General features: G+C 69.5%; 20 protein-coding genes. 13 read left to right on the forward strand and 7 right to left on the reverse strand.

The features are described from left to right. Window positions 1-203: 203 nt before the first annotated feature. The gene (locus tag C3B71_RS11520) at window positions 204-1,151 is read right to left on the reverse strand and encodes a CPBP family intramembrane glutamic endopeptidase (RefSeq protein WP_108968185.1); all 948 of its coding nucleotides are present in this window, start codon (window positions 1,149-1,151) and stop codon (window positions 204-206) included. Between the two features lie 144 nt (window positions 1,152-1,295). On the opposite strand from C3B71_RS11520, the gene C3B71_RS11525 reads away from it, so the two are divergent. From C3B71_RS11525 to C3B71_RS16190, 4 genes are all read left to right on the forward strand, one after another. Next, window positions 1,296-2,342 (forward strand): S66 family peptidase, encoded by a 1,047-nt coding sequence (locus C3B71_RS11525; protein ID WP_108968187.1) that lies wholly within the window; start codon window positions 1,296-1,298, stop codon window positions 2,340-2,342. A 196-nt stretch (window positions 2,343-2,538) separates the two neighbouring features. Beyond that, window positions 2,539-2,760, forward strand: a complete 222-nt coding sequence (locus C3B71_RS11530) for a type II toxin-antitoxin system RelE family toxin (protein WP_258522927.1) — start codon at window positions 2,539-2,541, stop codon at window positions 2,758-2,760. A gap of 111 nt (window positions 2,761-2,871) precedes the next feature. After that, complete coding sequence (locus C3B71_RS16185; RefSeq protein WP_199912498.1) at window positions 2,872-3,438, forward strand: hypothetical protein; 567 nt, start codon at window positions 2,872-2,874, stop codon at window positions 3,436-3,438. Next, window positions 3,426-4,169 carry an ATP-grasp domain-containing protein gene (locus C3B71_RS16190; protein WP_199912499.1) on the forward strand — a complete coding sequence of 248 codons (744 nt, stop codon included), beginning with the start codon at window positions 3,426-3,428 and terminating at the stop codon, window positions 4,167-4,169. Before C3B71_RS16185 ends, C3B71_RS16190 begins: the two co-directional genes overlap by 13 nt. A gap of 139 nt (window positions 4,170-4,308) precedes the next feature. Here C3B71_RS16190 and prfB read toward each other — a convergent pair whose 3' ends face one another. Then, window positions 4,309-5,430 carry a peptide chain release factor 2 gene (gene prfB / locus C3B71_RS11540; protein ID WP_108968192.1) on the reverse strand — a complete coding sequence of 374 codons (1,122 nt, stop codon included), beginning with the start codon at window positions 5,428-5,430 and terminating at the stop codon, window positions 4,309-4,311. A gap of 265 nt (window positions 5,431-5,695) precedes the next feature. Here prfB and C3B71_RS11545 point away from each other — a divergent pair, with 265 nt between their 5' ends. From C3B71_RS11545 to C3B71_RS11560, 4 genes are all read left to right on the forward strand, one after another. Beyond that, on the forward strand, window positions 5,696-7,069 hold the full coding sequence (locus C3B71_RS11545) for a sensor histidine kinase (protein WP_146752360.1): 1,374 nt from the start codon (window positions 5,696-5,698) through the stop codon (window positions 7,067-7,069). Further along, a complete protein-coding gene (locus C3B71_RS11550) occupies window positions 7,066-7,863 on the forward strand; it encodes a response regulator transcription factor (RefSeq protein WP_073328617.1) in 798 nt (265 codons plus the stop codon). The genes C3B71_RS11545 and C3B71_RS11550 overlap by 4 nt, the downstream gene beginning before the upstream one ends. A 107-nt stretch (window positions 7,864-7,970) precedes the next feature. Further along, complete coding sequence (locus tag C3B71_RS11555; RefSeq protein ID WP_108968197.1) at window positions 7,971-8,783, forward strand: ABC transporter ATP-binding protein; 813 nt, start codon at window positions 7,971-7,973, stop codon at window positions 8,781-8,783. Further along, complete coding sequence (locus C3B71_RS11560; protein WP_108968199.1) at window positions 8,780-10,588, forward strand: hypothetical protein; 1,809 nt, start codon at window positions 8,780-8,782, stop codon at window positions 10,586-10,588. Before C3B71_RS11555 ends, C3B71_RS11560 begins: the two co-directional genes overlap by 4 nt. 500 nt (window positions 10,589-11,088) lie before the next feature. On the opposite strand, the gene C3B71_RS11565 is transcribed toward C3B71_RS11560, so the two are convergent. Beyond that, the gene (locus tag C3B71_RS11565; protein WP_234415894.1) at window positions 11,089-11,910 is read right to left on the reverse strand and encodes a hypothetical protein; all 822 of its coding nucleotides are present in this window, start codon (window positions 11,908-11,910) and stop codon (window positions 11,089-11,091) included. Next, on the reverse strand, window positions 11,907-12,635 hold the full coding sequence (locus C3B71_RS11570) for a histidine phosphatase family protein (protein ID WP_108968201.1): 729 nt from the start codon (window positions 12,633-12,635) through the stop codon (window positions 11,907-11,909). The genes C3B71_RS11565 and C3B71_RS11570 overlap by 4 nt, the downstream gene beginning before the upstream one ends. A 154-nt stretch (window positions 12,636-12,789) precedes the next feature. On the opposite strand from C3B71_RS11570, the gene dapD reads away from it, so the two are divergent. From dapD to C3B71_RS11590, 4 genes are all read left to right on the forward strand, one after another. After that, window positions 12,790-13,770 carry a 2,3,4,5-tetrahydropyridine-2,6-dicarboxylate N-succinyltransferase gene (gene dapD, locus C3B71_RS11575; RefSeq protein ID WP_073328605.1) on the forward strand — a complete coding sequence of 327 codons (981 nt, stop codon included), beginning with the start codon at window positions 12,790-12,792 and terminating at the stop codon, window positions 13,768-13,770. A gap of 209 nt (window positions 13,771-13,979) precedes the next feature. Next, window positions 13,980-14,780: a succinate dehydrogenase cytochrome b subunit gene (locus C3B71_RS11580; RefSeq protein ID WP_199912500.1), complete on the forward strand. Its 801-nt coding sequence runs from the start codon at window positions 13,980-13,982 to the stop codon at window positions 14,778-14,780. After that, window positions 14,777-16,735 (forward strand): fumarate reductase/succinate dehydrogenase flavoprotein subunit, encoded by a 1,959-nt coding sequence (locus C3B71_RS11585; protein ID WP_108968203.1) that lies wholly within the window; start codon window positions 14,777-14,779, stop codon window positions 16,733-16,735. The genes C3B71_RS11580 and C3B71_RS11585 overlap by 4 nt, the downstream gene beginning before the upstream one ends. Then, window positions 16,732-17,487 (forward strand): succinate dehydrogenase/fumarate reductase iron-sulfur subunit, encoded by a 756-nt coding sequence (locus C3B71_RS11590; RefSeq protein WP_073328600.1) that lies wholly within the window; start codon window positions 16,732-16,734, stop codon window positions 17,485-17,487. Before C3B71_RS11585 ends, C3B71_RS11590 begins: the two co-directional genes overlap by 4 nt. A gap of 91 nt (window positions 17,488-17,578) precedes the next feature. On the opposite strand, the gene C3B71_RS11595 is transcribed toward C3B71_RS11590, so the two are convergent. Further along, window positions 17,579-18,445, reverse strand: coding sequence for a class I SAM-dependent methyltransferase (locus tag C3B71_RS11595; protein WP_108968205.1), 867 nt, complete (start codon window positions 18,443-18,445; stop codon window positions 17,579-17,581). A 231-nt stretch (window positions 18,446-18,676) separates the two neighbouring features. Between C3B71_RS11595 and C3B71_RS11600 the strand changes: the two genes are divergently transcribed. Continuing rightward, complete coding sequence (locus tag C3B71_RS11600; protein WP_108969861.1) at window positions 18,677-19,447, forward strand: SDR family NAD(P)-dependent oxidoreductase; 771 nt, start codon at window positions 18,677-18,679, stop codon at window positions 19,445-19,447. Between the two features lie 155 nt (window positions 19,448-19,602). Here the strand turns inward: C3B71_RS11600 and C3B71_RS11605 are convergent, their stop codons facing one another. Together C3B71_RS11605 and C3B71_RS11610 are read right to left on the reverse strand one after the other, a co-directional pair. Next, window positions 19,603-20,379, reverse strand: coding sequence for an SDR family oxidoreductase (locus C3B71_RS11605; RefSeq protein WP_108968207.1), 777 nt, complete (start codon window positions 20,377-20,379; stop codon window positions 19,603-19,605). Window positions 20,380-20,583: 204 nt separating this feature from the next. Further along, complete coding sequence (locus C3B71_RS11610) at window positions 20,584-22,008, reverse strand: DHA2 family efflux MFS transporter permease subunit (protein ID WP_108968209.1); 1,425 nt, start codon at window positions 22,006-22,008, stop codon at window positions 20,584-20,586. Window positions 22,009-22,013 lie beyond the last annotated feature (5 nt).

Below are 22,013 nucleotides of genomic sequence, written 5' to 3' on the forward strand. Positions count from 1 at the left end.
ACGACGACGCTCCCCGGCCGCGCCGGGGTGCGGATCGCGTCGTCGGCGCACACCATCACCCAGCCTACGGGAGCCGCGGGCCGACGACGACGGCGCGGGCCAGTGACGCCGTGCACGTGTGCCCGGTCGGGTCGCGGCCCGAAGCACATCAGCCCGGCCGCCCCCATGCACCCGCGACCAGGGACCATGCGGATGACTACCGTTCAGAGATCGCCCGGCCTGATGCTCGCCTGCGCACCTCGGGCCTCAACCGCACCGTACGTGCGACCGGCGCGCGCCTGGTGAAGTAGCAGCACGATCACCCCTGCGACCAACCACAGACAGCCAACGACAATCCAGGTGACTGGCTCGTCAACGGGAACGCCGGTACTCACCGCCAAAAGATTCGACAGGTGAAATCCGCCGTGCGCGCCTACGGCCGCCCAGGTCGAGCCCGAGACCCAGCGTGCCGCCATCGCTGCCGCTCCAAAGCCGAAGGGCATGGCCAGGTAAATGACGCGCTCGCCCCACCCCTCCTGACCGCCCTGAGAGATCAAGTGCATGACGGTGAAGGCGAGTAGCGATATGGCCGCCGCCGTCCGGGTGGAGCCGAGTGAGCGGAACAACCAACCACGCCACACCAGTTCCTCAGGGATCCCCTGCAGGAAGAACCCCAGAGCGATCTGGATCAGGATCGCGGACCACCACGTGTCGCCCGGCATGGCGGGCTCCACTCGGGGGATGCCGAGCGCTTCGCCTACGGCTCCGGCCATCGGCATGATCGCGAAGGCGACGGCGATCATGCCCAGGCACCAGGCCAGTGCACGCGGACTCGGGCGCATTGCCAGATCTGAGAGACGCGCGTGGTCCAGGCGAGTGATCAGCAGCCTAGTGCACTGGTAGGCGCACGCCGTCGCCAAGGACATGATCACGAGCACCGCCAGACAAACCACCAGCAACCCTGCGCTGCTCCGGCCGAAGACTTTTCCGTCCAGCAGTGCCTGCACTCCAGGTATGGCCATGATGAGCGTTGGTACCGTGGCGCTCAGCACCATGACCACGATGGCGATCGCCACCCGTGCCGCGGCGCCGCCCGGGCCCGGTCGGCTCGTTCGCGCCTCCAACTTCGGTTCCGTATTGGCTTCCGTCCCGGTGATCTCGCGTGGGCTCATACCGATCACGTTAAGTGGCGCAAGTCACCGACTCCAGGGGCTGCGACGATAACCAGGGACGACACGCCGCGGATTCAGGGACCCGTCAGGGACCTCCCCGAGGGCCTTTCCAGCCCTGTACCCGTCCGGCTATGGTGCGAAGGCATGGATGTATTGACCCGGCCCAGTAAGGCCAAGGCGGGCGACAGGATCGCGGTACTGTCGCCGTCGCTGGCGGTGCCCGCGATCGGCCCCGCAGTGCATGAACAGGCCTTGGAGCGGCTTCAGGCCATAACCGGTCTGGTGCCGGTGGAGTTTCCCACGACCCGTCGTCTCGGAGCCGGCGCACGTGAGCGCGCCGACGATCTGAATGCGGCCTTCTCCGATCCGAGCATTCGCGCGATTATCGCCACCGCGGGCGGTGACGATGAGATGACGGTTCTGCCACTCCTTGACGCCGAGCCCGTACTGAATGACCCCAAGCCGGTGCTCGGCTACTCCGATAACACCAACCTGCACCAGTGGCTGTGGCAGCACGGCGTGTGCAGCTTCCACGGCGGCGCCACCCAGGTTCACCTGGGCCCCGGGCCCGAGGTCGACGCCATTCATAGTGCCTCGCTGCGCGCCGCACTGCTGACGGGTGAGGCTCTGGAAGTCACCGAGCCGGGATACTCGGAGGACTTCGGCAAGGACTGGGCCGATCCGCGAGCACTGCACGAATACGGAGTCCGCGAGCAGACCGAGCCGTGGCTTTGGGACGGGCCTTCCGCAACAGTCAGCGGCCCCGGCTGGGGCGGATGCTTGGAGGTGCTGGTGCTCGGCCTCGCCGCGGGGCGTATCCATGCCGATGCCACTGCCCTTGATGGCTGTGTGCTGATGCTGGAAACCTCTGAGATACTCCCCGGTCGGGAATTGGTCGCGGGCATGCTGCGCTCTCTGGGGGAACGGGGAGTGCTCGAAGCCGTGGCCGCCATCCTGCTAGCCCGACCGCCCGCTTCCAGTCCCCAGACCTCTCCTGACGCCCGGGCGCGTGCGCAGTACCGGCAGGAGCAGGCCCAGGGCGCGCTTGAGGTCATCCGGCACTACAACACGCAGGCACCGGTCTGCATAGGCGTCCCCTTCGGTCATACTCGACCCCAGTGGATCCTCCCCCACGGCGGCACGCTCACCATCGACGCCGCATCCCGGCGCATTATTGCCTCCTACGCTTGACGAGTTTTGCGGGCGGGATCTACCTGATCGCCCTTGTGCGCGGGCCTGCCCGTACCGGCCACCGCCGTAAGTACCACCGCCTCCCAAGTCTCCGCCGACGGTTGACGGTTTACGACCTTGGGGTGCGTTTCACGACCTCCCCGGGGTCGTGAAACGCACCCCAAGGTCGTGATTCGACATCAGAACGCTCAAAGCTCTGCGCCGCATCGACAAGCGGGATCAGCGCCGGCTCCAGGGTGCGATCGCTCTGCTTGCCACCAACCCGCGCCCTCCCGGATGCCGCCCTCTCAAAGGCCGCCCCGCCTGGCGGGTACGAGTAGGCGACTTGGGTAAATTCAGCATCATCTACACGATCGACGACGGCCGACTCGTCGTCGTTGTGGTCACGCTCGGACACCGCCGCGACGTTTACCGCTGACCGGACCGAAGACCCCCGCAGGCGTCATGCCGCCGGCACAACCAAATAAGCTCATTGAGGTGACCGGTGTTCACTACGCACACGCCGGTTTTGAAAGAGAGGAATGGTCCCTTGCCAGACGACACATCCGCCTGGGCGGTGCTTGTCGGCGTCACCACCTCCGGGTCGCACGCGTCGGCGCACTGGTTTCAAGGCTTTCTGAAGTCCTGCCGGGAGCGGAAGCTGCGCATCTGCGGCGTGGATTTCCACGAGCCTTTGCAGCACCGGACCCCGCCCATCCCGGTGGATTGTTTAGTCACGGTGCCCGGCCCCTACGCGAGCGGACTCGACGCGGAGCAGACCACTGCGGCGGTGCAGGAGATTCGAGCGCGCTGCCCGGGCGAAGTGGTGCTGTCCACCGCACTCCGAGAGAACTATCAGCTGCAAAACAGTCAGCTTGCCCGCGCGCTGGGGACCATGGCCAACGACGATGCCTGCATCAGGCTGATCCAGGACAAGCCTGCCTGCCGCGAGGCTCTGCGTCAGGCCGGTGTGCGTCAGCCGCAGAGTCTGCGGATCATAGGGGCCGCGGCGGACGGAACACCGCTGTTCGGCAATGCGGCCGGAGAGGGAGTGAAGACACCGCCTCCCGCCCCGGCGGCTGGATCGTCAAGCCGGCTACCGGGATGGGCAGCGTAGGGGTCCACCACATCGCTTCGCTGGACGAGTTGCCCGATCTTGGTCCCGATGTCGTCGCAGGAGGTTACTGTCTGGAGGAGTTCGTGACAGGTACGGAGTTCTCTGTCGAGGGCCTCACCGTCGACGGGCAAGTCCGCGTTTACACGACGACCGCCAAGACGACCAACGAGAGCTTTGTCGAGACTGGCCATCTTCAGCCGGCCGGGCCCGACAGGATCCCGCCGTCATGTCACTTGCGGGAGCAGCTCCAGACGTGCATCGATGCGCTGGGGATTCGGTGCGGGCACCTGCACGTCGAGTTCTGGGTGACACCTGAGAAAGAAATCGTATGGGGTGAGTTCCACGTCCGGCAGGGCGGAGACTTCATCGCCCCCGACCTGGTGTCTGCGGTGTGCCCGGGGCTGGACTTTTACGGCGAGTTGATCGACTCCCTGCGCGGAGAGCCGCTGCCGCCGATACCGGAGATCGGTCGCCACGCAGGCGTGCGCTTCGTCGAGACCGCCGCCGGAACCGTCGTCGACACCAGCCTCAGTAGAGAACTCCCGGCCGGGACCGACGTCTTTTGGGAATGCCGCCCCGGCGAGACGGTCCACGCCGTCAATGGGCTGCGCGCACGCCCGGCCGCGGTCCTGGCGTGCGCCGATGACGAGCCTGCGGTCGAGGCCAGGCTGGCCGACGCGATTGACGCCTGCGATATCCGGGTCGCCTCGTCCAAGCGAGGCGGAGCGTGACGTGCCGGGCGACAGCTGCACGGCCGGGGCATTCCCGACGCTGACGAGTTGGCGAGTGTGATACCGATCGACCGGCAGGCCGGTCTAGGCGAAGTACGGCCGACTCACGCAGGCGATTGCGTCGCCAGCCAATTGCGGCTCAGTCGGCGGCCTGCTCCTGCTGCTTGCGCCAGCGGATGCCGGCGTCGATGAAGGCGTCGATGTCGCCGTCGAACACGGAGTCGGGGTTGCCGACCTCGTAGCCGGTGCGCAGGTCCTTGACCATCTGGTAGGGGTTGAGCACGTAGGAGCGCATCTGGTCGCCCCAGGAGGCCTTGACGTCGCCGGCAAGCTCCTTCTTCTTGGCGTCCTCCTCCTGCTGCTTGAGCAGCAGCAGGCGCGACTGGAGCACGCGCATGGCGGCGGCGCGGTTCTGGATTTGGGACTTCTCATCCTGCATGGACACCACCAGCCCGGTGGGCAGGTGCGTGATGCGCACGGCCGAGTCGGTGGTGTTCACGGACTGGCCGCCGGGCCCGGAGGAGCGGAACACGTCGATGCGGATATCCGTCTCGGGGATGTCGATGTGGTCGGTGGACTCGATCAGTGGGATGACTTCGACGGCGGCGAAGGAGGTCTGACGGCGCCCCTGGTTGTCGAAGGGGCTGATGCGCACCAGGCGGTGGGTGCCGCCCTCCACGCTGAGCGTGCCGTAGGCGTAGGGGGCGTGCACCTCGAAGGTGACGGACTTCAGCCCCGCCTCCTCGGCGTAGGAGGTGTTGAGGATCTTGATCGGGTATTCGTGACGCTCCGCCCAGCGGGTGTACATGCGCAGCAGCATTTCCGCGAAGTCGGCGGCATCAACGCCGCCCGCCCCGGAGCGGATGGTTACCACGGCGTCGCGCTGGTCGTACTCGCCGGACAGCAGGGTGCGGATCTCCAGGTCGGACAGGTCCTTGCGCACGCCGACCAGGTCGCGCTCGGCCTCGGCGAGCAGCTCCGCCGCATCATCACCGGACTCCTCCCCCGCCATCTCGACCATGGTCTCCAGGTCGTCGATGCGCCCGCCTAGTGCTTCCACCCGCTTGAGGTCGGCCTGTGCGTGCGCCAGAGCGGAGGTGACGGCCTGGGCGGCGTCGGCGTCGTCCCACAGGTTGGGGGCGGCGGCCTGCTCGGACAGCTCGGCGATGCGTCCGCGCAGCGCCTCCGGGTCCGTCACGGCGACGACGGAGGCGTAGGTGTGTCGGAGCTGCTCAATCTCGGCGGGAAAGTCTGTGGCCACGGGCCCGAGTCTAGAACAGACCCGGGGCCGGCCCCGACAGACGGGATACCGACGGCGACCGCAACGCCATCCTGAGCCGCTGCCCGTCCAGCAGGACCGCCGTCACCGGCTGCCCTCCGCAACCTACCCAACGGAGCCGCACTCGCAAGACCGGTTCCGGTTAGGGTGGATACGTGCATGTCGTTCCCTACATCCTCGCGCTGACGCTTGAGGAACACGGCGGGTTGTGCGCGTCCGTCATTCCCTCCGACAACTCCCCGGCATCGTGACTCCTTTCGCCGACACCGCTCGCGGCAGCTCCTCCGACGGCGATGTCCCCGCCGCGGACGCTCCGGTCACCACCGCGACTCCAGTAGGACTCCCGGCCGCAACCGCCCTGGACTGGCGTCGGCACTGCCGTCTGATCGGACCCACCCGCTACCGGATTCCGCTCAGCGACGCGGTGCTCACGATTCTGTTGGCGGTCGTGGCGCTGGCCGACTTCACACTGTTGTACACCTGGGGCCCGCACCCGGCCTATGTGGCGAACGTGCTCGTAGCCCTGACGGTGACCGCGGCTCAGCCCTTCCGCCACCGCTCCCCCACGGTTTCGGGCGTGGTCGTCTACCTGGCGATGGTGGCCTACGTGGCGCTGCTGCGCATCACCCCGGTCAACCTCGGCCTCTCCCCGATCATCGTGGCGGTGCCGACGGCGTTGCATGCACTCACCCGCTGGGCCGCGGACCGGCGCTGGGGCGTGGCGGGGCTGCTGGCCGCACTGGTCGGGGCGGTGATCAACCCGCAGACGGTGTACGCGGTCAACCCCCATACCGCCGACATGTTCAACTATCCGCCCTTCGGGTTCGCCCTGGCCTGCGTGCTCGTAGTGACCGTCACCTACCTGTGGGCGCTCAGTCGACGTGCCGGCGCGGAGTCCATGGACCGTACCGTCGCCGCAGCATCCCGGCTGGCCGCCGCCCAAGCGGTGTCTGCGGAGCGCCTGGCCGTTGCGCGGGAGCTGCACGATCTGGTCGGCCACGGCCTGACCGTGGTCAAGGTGCAGGCGGATACCGGGCTCGCCCTGGGGACCCCCGAGGCCGCCCGTGATTCCCTTACTGCGGTGCGCGATGCCTCCGCGGCCGCGCTCGCCTCCACCCGCGAACTGGTGGCCCTGTTGCGCAGCTCAACGACTCAGGGGCCGCCGGCCCCGGTGGCGGACCTGACCGCGCTGCCGGAACTGGTGGCACAGGCGCGCGCCACCGGCGTGGAGGTCGAAGCCGCGCTGCCCACTGCGGCCGAACTCGCCGCCTGGAACGACTCCTGGACGGCGTTGCAGCGGCTGACATTGATTCGGGTGGTCACCGAGGGCCTGACCAATGCGGCCAGGCACGGCGACGGCACCGCCCGGATCACCATTGCCCGGCACGACGACAGCTGCCGGGTGCGTATAACCAACCCGTTGCCCGGCGGCGTATCCACTTTGGCCGCGGACGGGGATAACGGCCGCGAACATGGATATGGACTGACCGGTATGGCCGAGCGGCTGCGTCTGGTCGAGGGCCGGTTGGAGGCCGGCCCGAGCGAGGACGCCGGGGCGTACTTCCTGCTCGACGCCGTCTTCCCGGCTGACTTCCGCCACGACCCCGAGGAGCATCGATGAACCAGGACCGGCTGCGTATCGCCGTCGTCGACGATCAGCAACTCCTGGTCGCGGCCTTCCGTTCCCTGCTGGACGCCCAGGCGGACATGACCGTAGTGGCCACCGCTCATGACGGCCGGGCGGCGCTGGAGTCGCTGCGCCGCGCCAGGGGCCGTGGCGAGCCGGCAGACGTGGTGCTGATGGACATCCGCATGCCGGGACTGGACGGCATCGCCGCCACGCGGCGGCTGCTATCCGATACCGCCCTGAGCGGCCGCGACGGCGACAGCCCCACACGGGTACTCATGCTCACCACGTTCCAGGAGGAGGAGCTGGTGCTGGGAGCGCTGCGGGCCGGGGCCGTCGGCTTCCTGCTGAAGGACTCCGGCCCGACCGACCTACTGGCGGCCGTTCACGCCGTCGCCGCCGGACAGGCCTGGCTGGACCCGGTGATCACCCCCTACGTACTGCGCGCGCTGGAGGGAGAACCCGAGCAGGCCGCAGCCGGTCCGGCTGCGGCAGCGGTCGATTCGGCTGCCACGCCCGTCTCTTCCCCGGTCGACGCGGAGCCCGCCGAACGTCCCAGGACCGAGGTCGGGCTCCTGCCCGGCGAGACGCTGACCGGCCGCGAGCGCGACGTGCTCGAGCTGGTCTGCCGGGGAATGACCAACCCGGAGATCGCCGCGCGCCTATACATCGCCGAGTCGACCGTGAAGACCCATGTCAAGGCGCTGCTCGGACACACCGGCTGCCGCAACCGGGTGGAGCTGGTGATCCACGCGCTCAGGTCCGGGATGGTCGACCCAGGCCTGTAGACGGCAACCTCTCTCCCCCTTTCGGAGGAGGCCTTTACGCGGCCGGTGGCTGTGCTCGTGCCCCTTGTGGGGATCCGCCGGCAGGCACCCGAGCGGATTCTGGCCTCATGGCTACAGCACCATTGTCACCGCCCACGTCATCTCCCGCTTCCACCGCCGACTCGTCCCGGCCGGCCGCGGACCTCACCGCCCCGCCCGGGCTGGCACTGCGTAATGTGGAGGTGAGCTACGGCAGGCAGAAAGTACTGATGGGACTCAACCTGACCGCGCGCCCGGGGCGGGTCTACGGTTTGTTGGGGCTCAACGGCGCCGGCAAGTCCACCACCTTCAACACCGCGCTGGGGCTGTTGCGACCCGACGCCGGCTCGATCGAGGTGCTGGGCAGGCCCTTGACCCGCGAGAGTCTCAGCCACGTGGGGGCGAGCATAAACGGCCCGGCGTTCTACCCGCAGTTGTCCGCCCGCCGCAACCTGCACATCCACTGTCTGCTGACCGGCACCACCGTCGAGGTGATCGACCCGCTGCTGGAACAGGTCGGCCTGGGGCGGGCCGGCCGCAAACGGGCCGGTAGCTTCTCCACCGGCATGAAAGTGCGCCTCGCCCTGGCGATGGCGCTGCTGGGCGACCCGGAGGTGCTGGTGCTGGACGAGCCGCAGAGCGGCCTGGACCCGCAGGGCATCATCTGGCTGCGCGACCTGCTGCGTGAACTGGCCGCGGGTGGACGCACCGTCATCGTGTCCAGCCATGTGCTCGGGGAGATGGCGCGCACTTGCGACGACGTCGGGGTGCTCGCGGGTGGGCGCATGGTCTATGAGGGGCCGCTGACCGAGTTCGCGGTGGCCGGCCAGGACCTGGAGGACGCCTTCCTCGCCGCCGTCACCGGGGCCGCGGACCGCCGTGGGCAGGAGGTGCGGCGATGAGCACTGCAACCTCAGTTCCCATCACCACCCGAGCGGATTCCCTGCCGGGTGCCCGTCCGCGACGCCTGCCGGGGCTCGGAGCCGTGCTGCGCGCCGAGCTGGGGCGCAGCCGCCGCACCGCTACCTGGGGCATTCCGGTGGCGGTTGTGGTCTTCTCCCTGCATGCCCTGCTGGTGGCGCATGCCGCCCTTACCGCCGACGGCTGGAACGACGGCGTGTTGCCGTGGCTGAACCCCTACCCCGCCGCCTTCGCCCTGCCCATGGGGGCGTTGACCGGTGCCATGGCCGCCTGGCGCGAACGGCGCCACCGGGCGGGAGGGACCGCCTGGCGGGGCGTATCTCCGGCGCTTTCGGCGACGGCGAGGGTGTCCGTGCTCGCCGTCTCCGCACTGGTATCTCAGGCGCTCCTCCTGGCCCCGATCGTCATCGACGCACTCATTCGCGGCGCCGGCTGGGGGCCGTGGTCCCAGTACCTGTTGTTCGCCTTGGTGATGTGGGTATCGGTCACTGGTGCGAGCGTGTGGGGGCTGGCCCTGGGCCAGTGGCTTGGCGGCATCGCCGTCGGCCTGGCCCCGGCGCTGGCGCTGGTGTGGTCGGCCGCGGGCGCGTTGCAGGCGGAGACACCGACCTGGTGGGCGCGGCCGTGGACCTGGGCGATGCGCCCGACCCTGCCGCTGTTGGAGGTGCATGCCAACGGCATCTCCCTGGAGGCGGGCTCACCGGTGTGGAACTATCCGGTGGCGCCGGGCGCGCTGGGCAGCGCCGGGTTGTGCCTGCTCGGCGTCGGCGCCGTACTACTGGGGGCTCGGCGGGCTAGTGCGCTCACGGGCGCGCGCCGGGCGGCGGGGGCTCTCGCCGTTCAGCGCCTTTTCACTCGTCGCCCACGTTTCTGGGCGCGGACACAAGCCGCCGAACCCGCCTCGACCGGTCCGCTGGACACGATGCCCACGCCGGTCTCTGCACCGGACGCCTCGATCTCTGCGCCGTCCGGGCCCGTCGGGCCGGCGCTCACCCAGGGCCATGCTGTTCCCGCCGGGAGGACGGTCGTAGCCGGCCGAATTGCGCACGCACCACAACACAGCCTGTCCCCTGCGGTTCTGGCCGGACTGACATCGCCGGGCTCGCGCAGTGCCTTCCGCGCGGTGGCCCTCGGCCTGCCCTGGCGGCTGTGGCTGATGCTGACGGCCGTGCTGCTGGGGCTCCTGGGACTGACGCAGGCGGTCTACTCCGCCGCGTACGCGCTGCCGCTGTTCACCCTGGCGGGCGCGCCGATTGCCGCCTGGGTGGCGGGGGCGACGGCGTGGCGGGCGCAGGCCGACGCCTGGCGGGGCCTGGTGCTGCGGGCCCGACCGGCTGCTCTGACGGCGTCGACACTGACCTGGGCGATGGCGCTACTGGCCGCGGCGCTGATTCCGGCGTGGGCCATCGCCCGCCTGGGGGCGCCGCTGTTCCCTACCGACTCCGAACTGGGCGGACTGGGCGCCCCCGTGTACACGTTCATGGTGATGCCGTTCGTAGTCTTCATGCTGGCGGCGCTCGCGCATGCGGTGGCGCAGGTGGCCGGCACGGCGGTGACGGTCGGCGTGGGCGTGGGCCTGTTCCTGATGGGCCTGATCATCGACGGCAACGAGGTGCTGGTGGCGACGCCGCTTTGGCAGCTGGCGCCATGGGGCTGGATTCAGGCGGCGGGCACCTACCCGGGGCGCTGGGCCGCGATCGCGGCGGCAAGCCTGGCGATCGGCGTGGCTGCCTTCGCCGTCAGCGCCGCTCGCGGCCGCGCCGTCGCCACCCGGCAGACCGAATAGCTCGACGGCTCCCGCCGAGGCCGGCGCCGCCACGGCTTCACCCGCGCGGGCGCGTCAGCCCAGGGCACGTGGCTGGTAGCGGGGCCAGTTGGAGGTGTCCACGGTGTAGCCCCACGCGGCGGCGTGCGCGAACCAGTCCGCCGGCAGCCAAGGAACCCGCCTGGACGGTCACCTCTGCGATGATTGACCTGCCTCCACGGCGCAACCCCGGAACGACTCAGCACAGCTCAGCCGGGGAGCGCACCGTAAGGAGGTGAGATTGGGCATGTCATCCAAGAAGCGGAAGCACCGCCGCAAGGCGCAGAAGCGGAAGGGGAAAGGGATGACGGGTGAGCAAAGGGCCCAGATTTGGCGGACCGTAGTCCAAACAACTCCGCCATTGATCTGGGCCCTGACAGCTCTTCTCAGTGTCTTAAGACACTGAGCGACGCCCGGTTTCCCGGGGAGTCGGGCGGTTGCCGCCGCTCGGCTCCCTGTCATGATCCCACACCCAGCCTGGCTCAGTCCAGGGCACGTGGCTGGTAGCGGGGCCAGTTGGAGGTGTCCACGGTGTAGCCCCACGCGGCGGCGTGAGCGAACCAGTCGGCGGGCAGCCAGGTGCGGCCCACCAGCTGAGGGTGCCCGGGCATGTACCGGGTCGCCCACATGACCAGCACCAGCTCCGCCCACTGGCCGCGCAGCTTCCACCGCGCCGAGCCGGAGGCATTGGCCGCCGCCATCACCACCTCACCCACGCCGGTCAGCTGCACCTCCTGCACGTCGGCGAAGGCGATCGGCATGACGCCCTCACCCGTACCCAGGTAGATGCCGTGAGTGGACACCGTCAGCCGGGCGTAGGCCAGGTGCCGCCACTTCTCCACGGCGTCGGCCTCGGCGGCCCGCTTGCGCCGGGAATTCAGATAGGCCTGCCCGCCGAAGAAGGCGGCGGTCAGCGCCAACCCCACCGGCCCGCCGGCCAGGAAGAAGCCCCGGGAGGGGTTGTAGGTGGCGTCGCCACGCCGCCACACCAGCATCTCCGCATCGCAGGTGGCCAGCATGACCTCCTCACCGGAGAAGGCGGCGCGAATGGGGTCGACCATCGGGGAGACGGGGTTGGGGCGGCGTCCCGCCCGCAGTGCGGTAAGCACGCCGGCGGTGTTCCACCACACGAAGTCCTGCCCGGTCCAGGGCCGCTGCGGGGCCGGACGTGACGGGGCGGCGGGAACGACGTCGGCGGCCCGGGCGGGCACCAACTCGCCCGCGCCCGACCCATGCGCGGCCGCACGCGAGGAGTGATCGTCTTCGGGTCGGAACGACCCCGGTGGCATAGGGGTGCCGGTCATGCGTCCCGCGTGACGCGCTCGGCGTCGTCGGCGTTGGGATTCTCGGCCTCGCCGGACCCGATGTTCTCGGCGGCGGCGGAGGTTCCCGGCACCATGTCCTCGGCGCGGCGCAGCAGGTCGCCGGCCGGCTCCCAGTAGGACAGCCCCACCAGGGTGCGCCCGTCGAAGGTGAGCGACGTCAGTGAGGCGAGCGCGCACTGGCGCCGCCGCGGGTCGTGGGCCAGCGGTCGCCCCTCCAGGTACAGACGCAACGCCCAAACGGGCAATTGATGGGACACCAGCAGGGCCTCACGCCCCTCGACCTGCGGGATCGCCGCGCGGACGGCGTCGCTCATGCGGGCCACCAGCTGCGTGTACGGCTCCCCCCAACTGGGGCGCAGCGGGTTTACGTAGTAGCGCCAGTTCTCGGGGCGCGCCAGAATCTTCCGGTCCCGGTTCACGGGCACGCCCTCGAAGTGGTTGTCGGCCTCGATCAGACGCGGGTCGCTGATTGGGGTCAGGCCGAAGGCGGCCGCGGTGGGGGCGCCGGATTCGCGCGCCCGCTCCAGCGGGGAGGTGATCACGGCGGCGATGTCGTGACCGGAGGCGGATAGGACGTCGGCTACCTGGTCGGCCATCTGCCGGCCGAGCTCGGAGAGGTGGTACCCAGGCAGGCGCCCGTAGAGCACGCCCTCGGGGTTGTGGACCTCGCCGTGCCGCATGAGGTGAATGGTGGTACGCGCCATGTCGCGATTCTTGCACGCCCCGATCGACGCTGGCGACGTCGGCCCGGCACACTCCGCCGACGGGCCCGCCCGCCACCGCGGCCTGCGCGCCCCGACGACGCCACCGCCCAGTGCGCACCGTGCACCACCGCCCGGCGTCCCGTATGGTGCATCCATGACGACTCGCAGCGCATGGGGTCTCGGCCTGGCGACCGTGACCGACGACGGCAACACCCTGGATGTCTGGTATCCGCGGCCGGTCCTGGGCGAGGCGCCCGACGACGGCGACGCCGACCTGCTGGCCACGCTCAGTTCCATGGAGCGCCGCGACCCGGCCCGCGGCGTGCACACCACGGTGGTGCGCACCTCCGCCGACCTGGACGACGCCCCGCAGACGGTGGCCGGCGCCTACCTGCGCCTGCACATGCTCTCGCACCGGCTGGTGCGCCCGAACACGATCAATCTTGATGGCCTCTTCTCCCGCCTGCCCAACGTGGTGTGGACGTCGGCGGGCCCCTGCGCGGTGGAGAACTTCGAAGCCACGCGCATCCGCCTGCAAGCCTCCCTGGGGCGGCCCGCGCAGGTGCTGTCCGTGGACAAGTTCCCACGCATGACCGACTACGTGCTGCCCTCCGGGGTACGCATCGGTGACGCCGCGAACGTGCGTCTGGGCGCCTACCTGTCCGAAGGCACCACCGTGATGCACGGCGGCTTCGTCAACTACAACGCGGGCACGCTCGGACGCTCCATGGTGGAGGGCAACGTCGCCCAGGGCGTGGTCGTCGGCGACGGCTCCGACATCGGCGGCGGCGCCTCCACCATGGGCCTGCCCTCGGGCGGGGACGGACGCCGGGTGGCGCTGGGCGAGCGCTGCCTGTTGGGCGCCAACTCGGGCCTGGGGATTCCGCTCGGCAATGACTGCGTGGTTGAAGCCGGCCTGTTCGTCACCGCGGGCACCCGCGTGTCACTGATGCCGCAGGGCGGGGTGGTGCCCGGCTCGCACGGGCTGTTCAAGGAGCCGCGCGTGGTGGCGGCCAGTGCGCTGGCGGGCGCGTCGAATGTGCTGTTCCGCCGCAACTCCCAGTCCGGGGCGGTGGAGGCTCTGTCCCGCGGCGGCAAGGGCATCGAATTCGATCCGCAGACCGCCTCCCGGTAGGGACTCGCAGGCCTCGCCGTGAACCGGGGCCGGGCACCGCGGCGTTCACGCTCGTACCCCCTAAACGACCATTCTGCGATACGTCGCCGGTCGCCATACAAGACATACGCCCACCGGCGCCCAGCATTTTGTGACACGCGTTACGATAAGCGTGTACCTGAACACCCATGGGTGACGCCCGCAGGACATCGTCGTCGAGGGGAGCTCTGATGCCCGCACAAACCCGCTCCCACACCCCGGACGCCGGCACCGCTGCACCGGCTGGCGCATCACAGGCGCCCCCGCGCGGCGATCTGCCCACACCGCGTCCGCAACACCGGCACCGCGTGTCCTACACCGCGCTGAAGACGACCATGGCGATCACCGGCACCATCATGGCGCTGTTCGTGCTCGTCCACATGATCGGCAACCTCAAGGCATTCCAGGGCGCCGAGTCCTACAACAACTACGCCGCCTGGCTGCGGGAGATCGGCTACCCGCTCGTCCCCCACGAGGGCGTGCTGTGGATTCTGCGGCTGGTGCTGGGCACCTGCCTGATCCTGCACGTGACGGGAGGCATCACCCTTTGGTGGCGGGGCCGGAAGGCCCGCGGCTCCTTCCGCAGGCAGAACATGCGCCCGCGCACGCTCGGAGCCCGCAGCATGATCATCACCGGCGGCCTGATGCTGGTGTTTATCGCGGTGCACCTGCTCGACCTGACCATCGGCCGCCTGGTGGCCTCCAGTAGCTATACGGCCGCCACCCACTCCAACGGGCAAATGACCGCCTATGCGTACGAGAACCTGATCGCCAGCCTGTCGCGCCCGCCCATGGCGATCTTCTACAGCCTGATCATGCTGCTCATCGGCGTGCACCTGGCGCAGGGACTGTGGTCGGTCGTCAACGATCTTGGCGGCACCGGCACCCGGCTGCGCCGCGTCTGCCTGGTAATCGCCATCGCCGTCGCCCTGGCCATCGCCATCTGCAACGGCATGCTGCCCCTGCTGGTGCTGAGCGGAGTGATCGCATGAGCCCTGTACCACCCCCGGTCGACAACCTCTACGACGTCGGCCCCGATCTGGACCCGCACCTGCCCGACTGCCCGCCCGAGCAGGCCTGGACGCGCCGGCGCGACGAGTACCGGCTGGTCAATCCCGCCAACCGACGGCGTCTGACCGTGATCGTCGTCGGCACGGGCCTGGCCGGCAGCGGGGCCGCCGCCACCCTGGGCCGCCTGGGCTACCGGGTGGAGTGCTTCAGCCTGCACGACCTGCCCCGGCGGGCCCACTCCGTGGCCGCGCAGGGCGGGATCAACGCCGCCCGCGCCCGCAAGGTCGACGGCGACTCCCTGAACCGGTTCGTGAAGGACTCCGTCAAGGGCGGAGACTACCGCGGCCGCGAGTCCGACGTGGTGCGCCTGGGGATGGAGTCGGTGCGGGTAATCGACCACATGTACGCCATCGGCGCCCCCTTCGCCCGCGAGTACGGCGGCCAGCTGGCCACCCGTTCCTTCGGCGGCGTGCAGGTGTCCCGCACCTACTACACGCGCGGGCAGACCGGCCAGCAGTTGGAGGTCGCCTGCGCCCAGGCGCTCCAGGAGCAGATCGCCGCCGGAAGCGTGCACATGCACGCCCGCACCGAGATGCTGGATCTGATCGTCGCCGACGGCCGCGCCCAGGGAATCGTCACCCGCGACCTGCTCACCGGCCAGATCCGGGCCTGGACGGCGCACGCCGTCGTGCTGGCCACCGGCGGCTACGGCTCCGTCTTCCACTACTCCACTCTGGCGATGGCCTCCAACGCCTCGGCCACCTGGCGGGCCCACCGCCGCGGCGCGGCCTTCGCCTCCGCCTGCATGGTGCAGTTCCACCCCACCGCCTTGCCGGTCAGTTCGCACTGGCAGTCCAAGACCACGCTGATGAGCGAGTCCCTGCGCAACGACGGGCGGATCTGGGTGCCCAAGCGGCCCGGGGACGACCGACCCCCGAACGACATCCCCGAGGACGAGCGCGATTACTACCTGGAGCGCAAGTATCCGGCCTTCGGCAACCTCACCCCGCGCGACGTCGCCTCCCGCAACGCCCGCGAGCAGATCGAGTCCGGGCACGGCGTCGGCCCGCTGCACAACTCCGTGTACCTGGACTTCCGCGACGCCCTACAGCGCCTGGGCAAGCCGGTGATCGCCGCCCGCTACGGCAACCTGTTCGACATGTACCTGGACGCCACTGGCGAGGACCCCTACGAGGTTCCCATGCGCATCGCCCCGGGTGCCCACTTCACCATGGGCGGCCTGTGGGTGGACTTCGACCAGATGTCCACCGTCCCGGGGCTATTCGTGGGCGGGGAGGCGTCCAACAACTACCACGGCGCCAACCGGCTGGGTGCCAACTCCCTGCTGAGCGCCTCCGTGGACGGCTGGTTCACCCTGCCGCTGTCGGTGCCGAACTACCTGGCCGGGCTGGTGGGCACCGGCGTGCTCGCCGCCGATGCCCCGGAGGTGACCGCCACCCTCGCCGACGCCCGCAGCCGGGTGGAGCGGCTGCTGGCGGTGGGCGGCACGCACCGACCCGTCTGGTTCCACCGGCGCCTGGGCGAGATCCTGTACGCCGACTGCGGCGTGAGCCGCTCGGAGGCGGGACTGCGCCACGGGCTGGAGCAGGTGCGGGCACTGCGCGAGGAGTTCTGGGCGGATGTGAAGATCGTCGGCGGCGCAGAGCGGCTCAATCAGGAGCTGGAGAAGGCGCTGCGGGTGGCCGACTTCCTGGAGCTGGCCGAGGTGATGATCCTGGACGCACTGGATCGACGCGAGTCCGCCGGGGCGCACTTCCGGGAGGAGTACGCCACCGCCGAGGGCGAGGCCAAGCGCGACGACGCCGACTGGTGCACCGTGTCCGCCTGGCTGACCGACGCCTCCGGTCGGCACACGCGCCGCAGCGAGCCGCTGACCTTCTCGCTGGTACCGATGCAGGTGAGGGATTACCGATGAGAGTGGAACTGGAGATCTGGCGGCAGGACGGGCCACGCGCCCGCGGCCGCTTCGAGTCCTACACCGTGGACGACGCCGAGCCGGAGATGAGCCTGCTCGAGCTGCTGGACCGCCTCAACGACCAGATCATTGAGGGCGGCGGCGAACCGGTCGTGTTCGAGTCCGACTGCCGCGAGGGCGTATGCGGAATGTGCGGCTTCCTCGTCAACGGCAAGCCGCACGGACCGCAGGACAACACCCCCGCCTGCCGCCAGCACCTGCGGGCCTTCCCCGGAGTGACGCGCTTCCGCCTGGAGCCCTGGCGCTCGGCGGCCTTCCCGGTCATCCGCGACCTGGTGGTGGACCGCACCGCCCTGGACGAATTGATCCGCGCCGGTGGAACGGTGGACGTGGCCGCGGGCACGGCGCCCGACGCCGACTCCGTGCCGCAGCCCTATCAGCAGGCCGAGCAGGCGCTCGACTTCGCCGCCTGCATCGGCTGTGGTGCGTGCGTGGCCGCCTGCCCCAACGGTGCGGCCATGTTGTTCGCCGGGGCGAAGCTGGCGCATCTGTCGCTCATGCCGCAAGGGCGCCACGAGCGCTCCCGGCGGGCGCGGCGCATGACGCAGGCGGTGGGCGAGCTGTTCGGCCCCTGCTCGCTGTACGGGGAGTGCGTGCCGGCCTGCCCGGCGGGCATCCCGCTGACGGCTATCGCAGCCCTGAACCGGGAGGCGCTGCGGGCCGGCCTGCGCGGGCACAGCCGCGACAACTGAGACCGCCGGGCTGACACATCCCCTCTTGGCCGGTCTGCCGACCGCCCAAGTCTTGTTCGGCAGACCGTTGCAGGCGCCGCCGTCGTCGGCTTTACGCGGGCTTATGGGCAACCAGGGCGATGCCCACCATGTCCTGCTCGTACCGCTTGAAGGTGCGGCGCATCGTTAGCATGCGCTGCCGTAGCTCCCGGTCGGCGATGACGTTGCGGGCGATGCGCGCAAAACCGCCCAGGCCCTCGTCGCGCAGGTTGCGGCCGAGCTTCATCAGCGCCATGGGGGCGGTGTCCACCCAGTCGACCACGAGGCCGGCCTCCTGTAGCAGCTGCCGCCAGGCGGCCGCCGTCATGGGGCGGGCGTTGACGTGGATGGCGCGCGCCAGGTCCTTGCGCAGCTCGGTGTAGCGGGCCTCATCGATGTCGTCCGGAACCACGCCCAACTCGTGGATGGCGTAGCGACCTCCGGGACGCAGCACCCGGGCCGCCTCCGCGGCGATTGTCGCCTTGGCCTTGTCGCCCTGCATGGTCAGCATGGCCTCGCCGATCACCACGTCGGCACTGGCATCGGGCAGGCCGGTATTGGCGGCCTCGCCCCGGCGGACACGTCCGCGATCGCCGACCACCGCGGCCACCCTGCGGGCGGCGTCGGGGTCCCGGTCGATGGCGATGTAGGAGGCCGGGTCGGCGGCGATGACCTCGGCGGCGGTGCGGCCCAGCCCTGGGGCGAGTTCGACGACGTCGGCGCCGACCAGGTGGGCGTGCTCGAGCATGGCGGCGGACAGGGCGGCGCCACCTGGACGCAGGACGCGTTTGCCCGCGCGGGCGAGCACCCAGTGGCCGGGTGCGGTCGCGACGGGGCGGTCGGCGTAGGGCAGGGGCGGTTCGGGGGAACCCGGCCCAGCGGTCACGGGTTCGGTGGCGTCAGAAGCAGTGGTCTCGGCGGCAGTTCCCTCATCGGTCATGCGAGCTAGTTTAGCCTCGCCTCACATCTAAGTTACAGGCTGGCACAACACACTCCGAAAGTATCCGCCGAGGCAAGCCCGACTCGTCCACCACTCCCCCGCTGGGGAGCACTCTCAGGACCACGCTGCCCCACGCCGCACCACCTAGCATGAAGGCGCATGCCGGCATTCGGCGCATCAGCCGGCGAAAACGACCGCCGCCACACCCGGCTCGAAGGAGACCATCCGATCATGGAAGCACAGATGCTCAAGGGCCAGGTCGCCCTAATAACTGGAGCCAGTTACGGGATGGGCCGCACGATGGCCGAGTTGTTCGCCGAGGAGGGGGCCGCCGTCGCGGTCACCGCCCGCCATGCCGAGCAGCTCGATGAGGTCGTCCAGGCCATCCGCGCCAAGGGCGGACGGGCAATCGGCGTCGTCGCCGACGTCACCAGCCTGGAGGACACCGAGCGGGTCTTCGCCCGCGTGCTGGAAGAGTTCGGAGACCTGGATATCCTGATAAACAACGCCGGCATCGGTGAGCAGAAGACGATTGATGACACCGACGACGACTGGATGCTCTACGTCATGAACACCAACCTCGCCGGCCCCATGCGCTACATCCGCGAGGCGCTGAAGATCTTCAGGCCAAAGAACGCGGGCTGCATCATCAACATCTCCTCGGTCAACGGGGAGCGTCCCTTCTGCGGCGCCGCCTACACCTCCACCAAGGGCGGTCTGAACACGCTGACGAAGAACGTGGCGATGCTGCTCAACGACACGGATATTCGTTGCAACGCCGTCGCGCCCGGTTCCACCGTCACTCCGGCGCACCTGGCCAACAAGGCCGGCGAGCAGCCTGGGGGACAGAAGATGCTGGAGCATTCCCAGCACTACGTCTACTTCCCCGGGCCGGAGTGCGACCCCATGGACCAGGCCTACGCCTGCCTGTATCTGGCCTCGAAGATGGGACGGGCCGTGCGCGGCCAGGTGATCCAGGTGTGCAACGGCGCCTTCCTCTGACCTTTCAGTGGCCGACTGTCAAAATCGGTGACAAACACCGGAACCATCCGCTCGAGCCGATTCAGAAACCGCGTGATTCCAACGATTCGCAAAACGCGATTCGAGGCCCGGGGCGCGTTTGTCTCCATCTGTGACAATGCGCTGCCGCCCGGCTGTCAAATGGCGGTGTAACCGCCGTCCACGGGAATGGCCGTGCCGGTGACGTAGGCGGAGGCGGGCGAGGCCAGGAACAGGGTCGCGGTGTCGAGCTCACCCTCCGCGCCGTAGCGGCCAAGCGGGATCGTGCGCTTGGCGTGCTCCTGGAAGAACTCGGATTCGAGCGTATCGGCGGTCAGCTCGGTGTAGAAGTAGCCGGGGCAGATCGCGTTGACGGTGATGCCGTACTTGCCCCACTCGGCCGCCAGCGCCCGGGTCAGGTTGACCATCCCGCCCTTCGCGGCGTGGTAGGGGGCGGACCCGGCCACCATATTGCCCACCAACCCGTACATGGAGGAGATGTTGATGATGCGCCCGTAGCTGGAGGGGATCATGGCCTTGTTGGCGGCGGCGCGGGCCACGCGGAAGGAGCCGAGCAGGTCGATGTCGACCTCGCTGACGAACTGCTCGTCGGTGATGGTCTCCGCCGGGCCAACTGCACCGGTGCCCGCGTTGTTCACCACGATGTCGAGCCGCCCGAACTTCTCCAGTACCGCATCCACAACCGCCTCGACGTTGGCCGTGTCCGTGATGTCGCAGCGCAGGGCCAGGATAGGTACCCCGTATTCCTCCGCGATCTCGGCGGCGACCGCCTCGATGCGGGGCACGCGGCGGGCGACGGCGACGATGCCGGCGCCGGCGGACGCCAGCGCCTTGGCCATCTGCACGCCCAGGCCGGAGGAGCAGCCGGTGACGAGGGCGACTTGCCCGGTCAGGTCGAAGTAGTTGCGGTCCATGTGTCCAAGAGGCCTTTCTATCGGGAGTTGCCGAGTGGCGGGGAGGTTCGGAGGGACGGTGAACGATCTAGGCGGCGCCGGGCTCGATCGACAACGACCGCTCCGGACGCGACGCGAGCCTATGTGCCCAGGTCGCCCTCCGGGAAGGATTGTCGTAATAATCCGCCCGGTAATCGCCCGCCGATATCACGCCGGCGCCCGGGGCTACCGGACGGCATCGGCGAGGGGCCGGTTTTGGCGCCCGGTGGCGACGACGGCGAGCAGTGCGGCGACAAGCATGACGCCCAGCAGGGTCCAGAAGACGATACGGGTGCCGGCGGTGGTAGCCGCGGCGACGTCGTCGGGGCGGGCGACCTGGGCGGTGGCAACGATCGTGGCCGCCACGGCGGTGCCGATCGCGCCGCCGAGCTGCTGAATGGTGTTGAAAGCGGCGTTGCCGTCGGGCTGAAGGTCGTCAGGGAGCGTGCGCAGCCCGTTGGTCATGGAGTTGGAGACGGACAGGCCCTGGCAGATGGGCATGAGGACATAGATCCAGGCCATGCGCGTGGCCGAGCCAGAGGTGCCGATCAGAGCGAAGAGAACCAGCGTCGCCACGCCGAAGGCAGCGCCGGTGCGGATCGGGCGAGCGGGGCCGAGGGCGTCGAGCACACGCCCTCCGAACGGTGTCAGGCAGGCACCCACGATGCAGCCGGGTAACAGCAGGCAGCCGGCCGCGAAGGCACCCATGGCGTCGGCGACTTGCGCGTAGTAGGGGATCAGATAGCCCAGGGCGAGCACGGTCGCCTGGACGAGCACCACGTACAGGATCGAGAGGGTGAACACGGGGCGGAGGAAGACCCCGACGCGCAGCAACGGGGCCTGCGAGCGCGCCGATACCAGGCAGAACGCCGCTACGAGGACGACGGCGAGTACCAGCAGCCCCAGCACGCGCGGGCTGGCGAACCCGGCGGTGGAGGCGGAGCTGGTGGCGATCACCAGGGCCGTGAAACCGGTGGCCAGGAGCAGGAACTGAACCGGCGAGAAGGGCGCGGGCGCCGTCGGATGGGACTGTCGGATCGTGGCCACGCCCAGGAGGAGTGAGACCAGTAGGAAGGGGACGAGCACCCAGAACACCGAGCGCCAACCGTAGGCTCCGATGAGGAAGCCTCCCAGCGATGGCCCCACCGCCGGAGCGATCGCGGTGATTAGTGTGGCGATGCCCATCATCATGCCGAGCCGCTCCAGGGGCGCCTGTTCCAGGACCAGGTTGAACATAAGTGGCAGGGCGATGCCCGCGCCGACGCCCTGAATGAGGCGGCCGAGGACGAGCGGGGCGAAGCCGGGAGCGAGTGCGCACAGCAGGGTGCCAGCCAGGAACGCCAGTCCTGCGGCCACAAACAGGCCGCGGGTGCGGAAGCGACGGTTCAGCAGGGAGGAGATCGGCATGATCACGGCGAGCACCAGCAAGTAGCCGGTGGTGATCCACTGGACGGTGGAGGTGGCGATCCCGAACTCCGCCATGAGGGCCGGAAAGGCGATGTTCATGGCGGTCTCCACCACCACACCGGCGAAGGACATGACGCCGATGGCGACCACGGCGATGACGAGGCGGGCGTCCAGACGCCGCTCGAATACGTTCGAAGCTGTCATGACTC

Origin of the sequence: Actinomyces sp. Z16 (assembly GCF_003111765.1) — a bacterium.
Classification (GTDB): domain Bacteria; phylum Actinomycetota; class Actinomycetes; order Actinomycetales; family Actinomycetaceae; genus Actinomyces; species Actinomyces glycerinitolerans.

What these genes read in the sequence shown, in the direction of transcription:
- C3B71_RS11520 (WP_108968185.1), bottom strand. Translation starts at nt 1,151, where the DNA reads ATGAGCCCACGCGAGATCACCGGGACGGAAGCCAATACGGAACCGAAG.
- C3B71_RS11525 (WP_108968187.1), top strand. Translation starts at nt 1,296, where the DNA reads ATGGATGTATTGACCCGGCCCAGTAAGGCCAAGGCGGGCGACAGGATC.
- C3B71_RS16190 (WP_199912499.1), top strand. Translation starts at nt 3,426, where the DNA reads ATGGGCAGCGTAGGGGTCCACCACATCGCTTCGCTGGACGAGTTGCCC.
- C3B71_RS11550 (WP_073328617.1), top strand. Translation starts at nt 7,066, where the DNA reads ATGAACCAGGACCGGCTGCGTATCGCCGTCGTCGACGATCAGCAACTC.
- C3B71_RS11555 (WP_108968197.1), top strand. Translation starts at nt 7,971, where the DNA reads ATGGCTACAGCACCATTGTCACCGCCCACGTCATCTCCCGCTTCCACC.
- C3B71_RS11560 (WP_108968199.1), top strand. Translation starts at nt 8,780, where the DNA reads ATGAGCACTGCAACCTCAGTTCCCATCACCACCCGAGCGGATTCCCTG.
- C3B71_RS11565 (WP_234415894.1), bottom strand. Translation starts at nt 11,910, where the DNA reads ATGACCGGCACCCCTATGCCACCGGGGTCGTTCCGACCCGAAGACGAT.
- C3B71_RS11570 (WP_108968201.1), bottom strand. Translation starts at nt 12,635, where the DNA reads ATGGCGCGTACCACCATTCACCTCATGCGGCACGGCGAGGTCCACAAC.
- dapD (WP_073328605.1), top strand. Translation starts at nt 12,790, where the DNA reads ATGACGACTCGCAGCGCATGGGGTCTCGGCCTGGCGACCGTGACCGAC.
- C3B71_RS11580 (WP_199912500.1), top strand. Translation starts at nt 13,980, where the DNA reads ATGCCCGCACAAACCCGCTCCCACACCCCGGACGCCGGCACCGCTGCA.
- C3B71_RS11585 (WP_108968203.1), top strand. Translation starts at nt 14,777, where the DNA reads ATGAGCCCTGTACCACCCCCGGTCGACAACCTCTACGACGTCGGCCCC.
- C3B71_RS11590 (WP_073328600.1), top strand. Translation starts at nt 16,732, where the DNA reads ATGAGAGTGGAACTGGAGATCTGGCGGCAGGACGGGCCACGCGCCCGC.
- C3B71_RS11595 (WP_108968205.1), bottom strand. Translation starts at nt 18,445, where the DNA reads ATGACCGATGAGGGAACTGCCGCCGAGACCACTGCTTCTGACGCCACC.
- C3B71_RS11600 (WP_108969861.1), top strand. Translation starts at nt 18,677, where the DNA reads ATGGAAGCACAGATGCTCAAGGGCCAGGTCGCCCTAATAACTGGAGCC.
- C3B71_RS11605 (WP_108968207.1), bottom strand. Translation starts at nt 20,379, where the DNA reads ATGGACCGCAACTACTTCGACCTGACCGGGCAAGTCGCCCTCGTCACC.
- C3B71_RS11610 (WP_108968209.1), bottom strand. Translation starts at nt 22,008, where the DNA reads ATGACAGCTTCGAACGTATTCGAGCGGCGTCTGGACGCCCGCCTCGTC.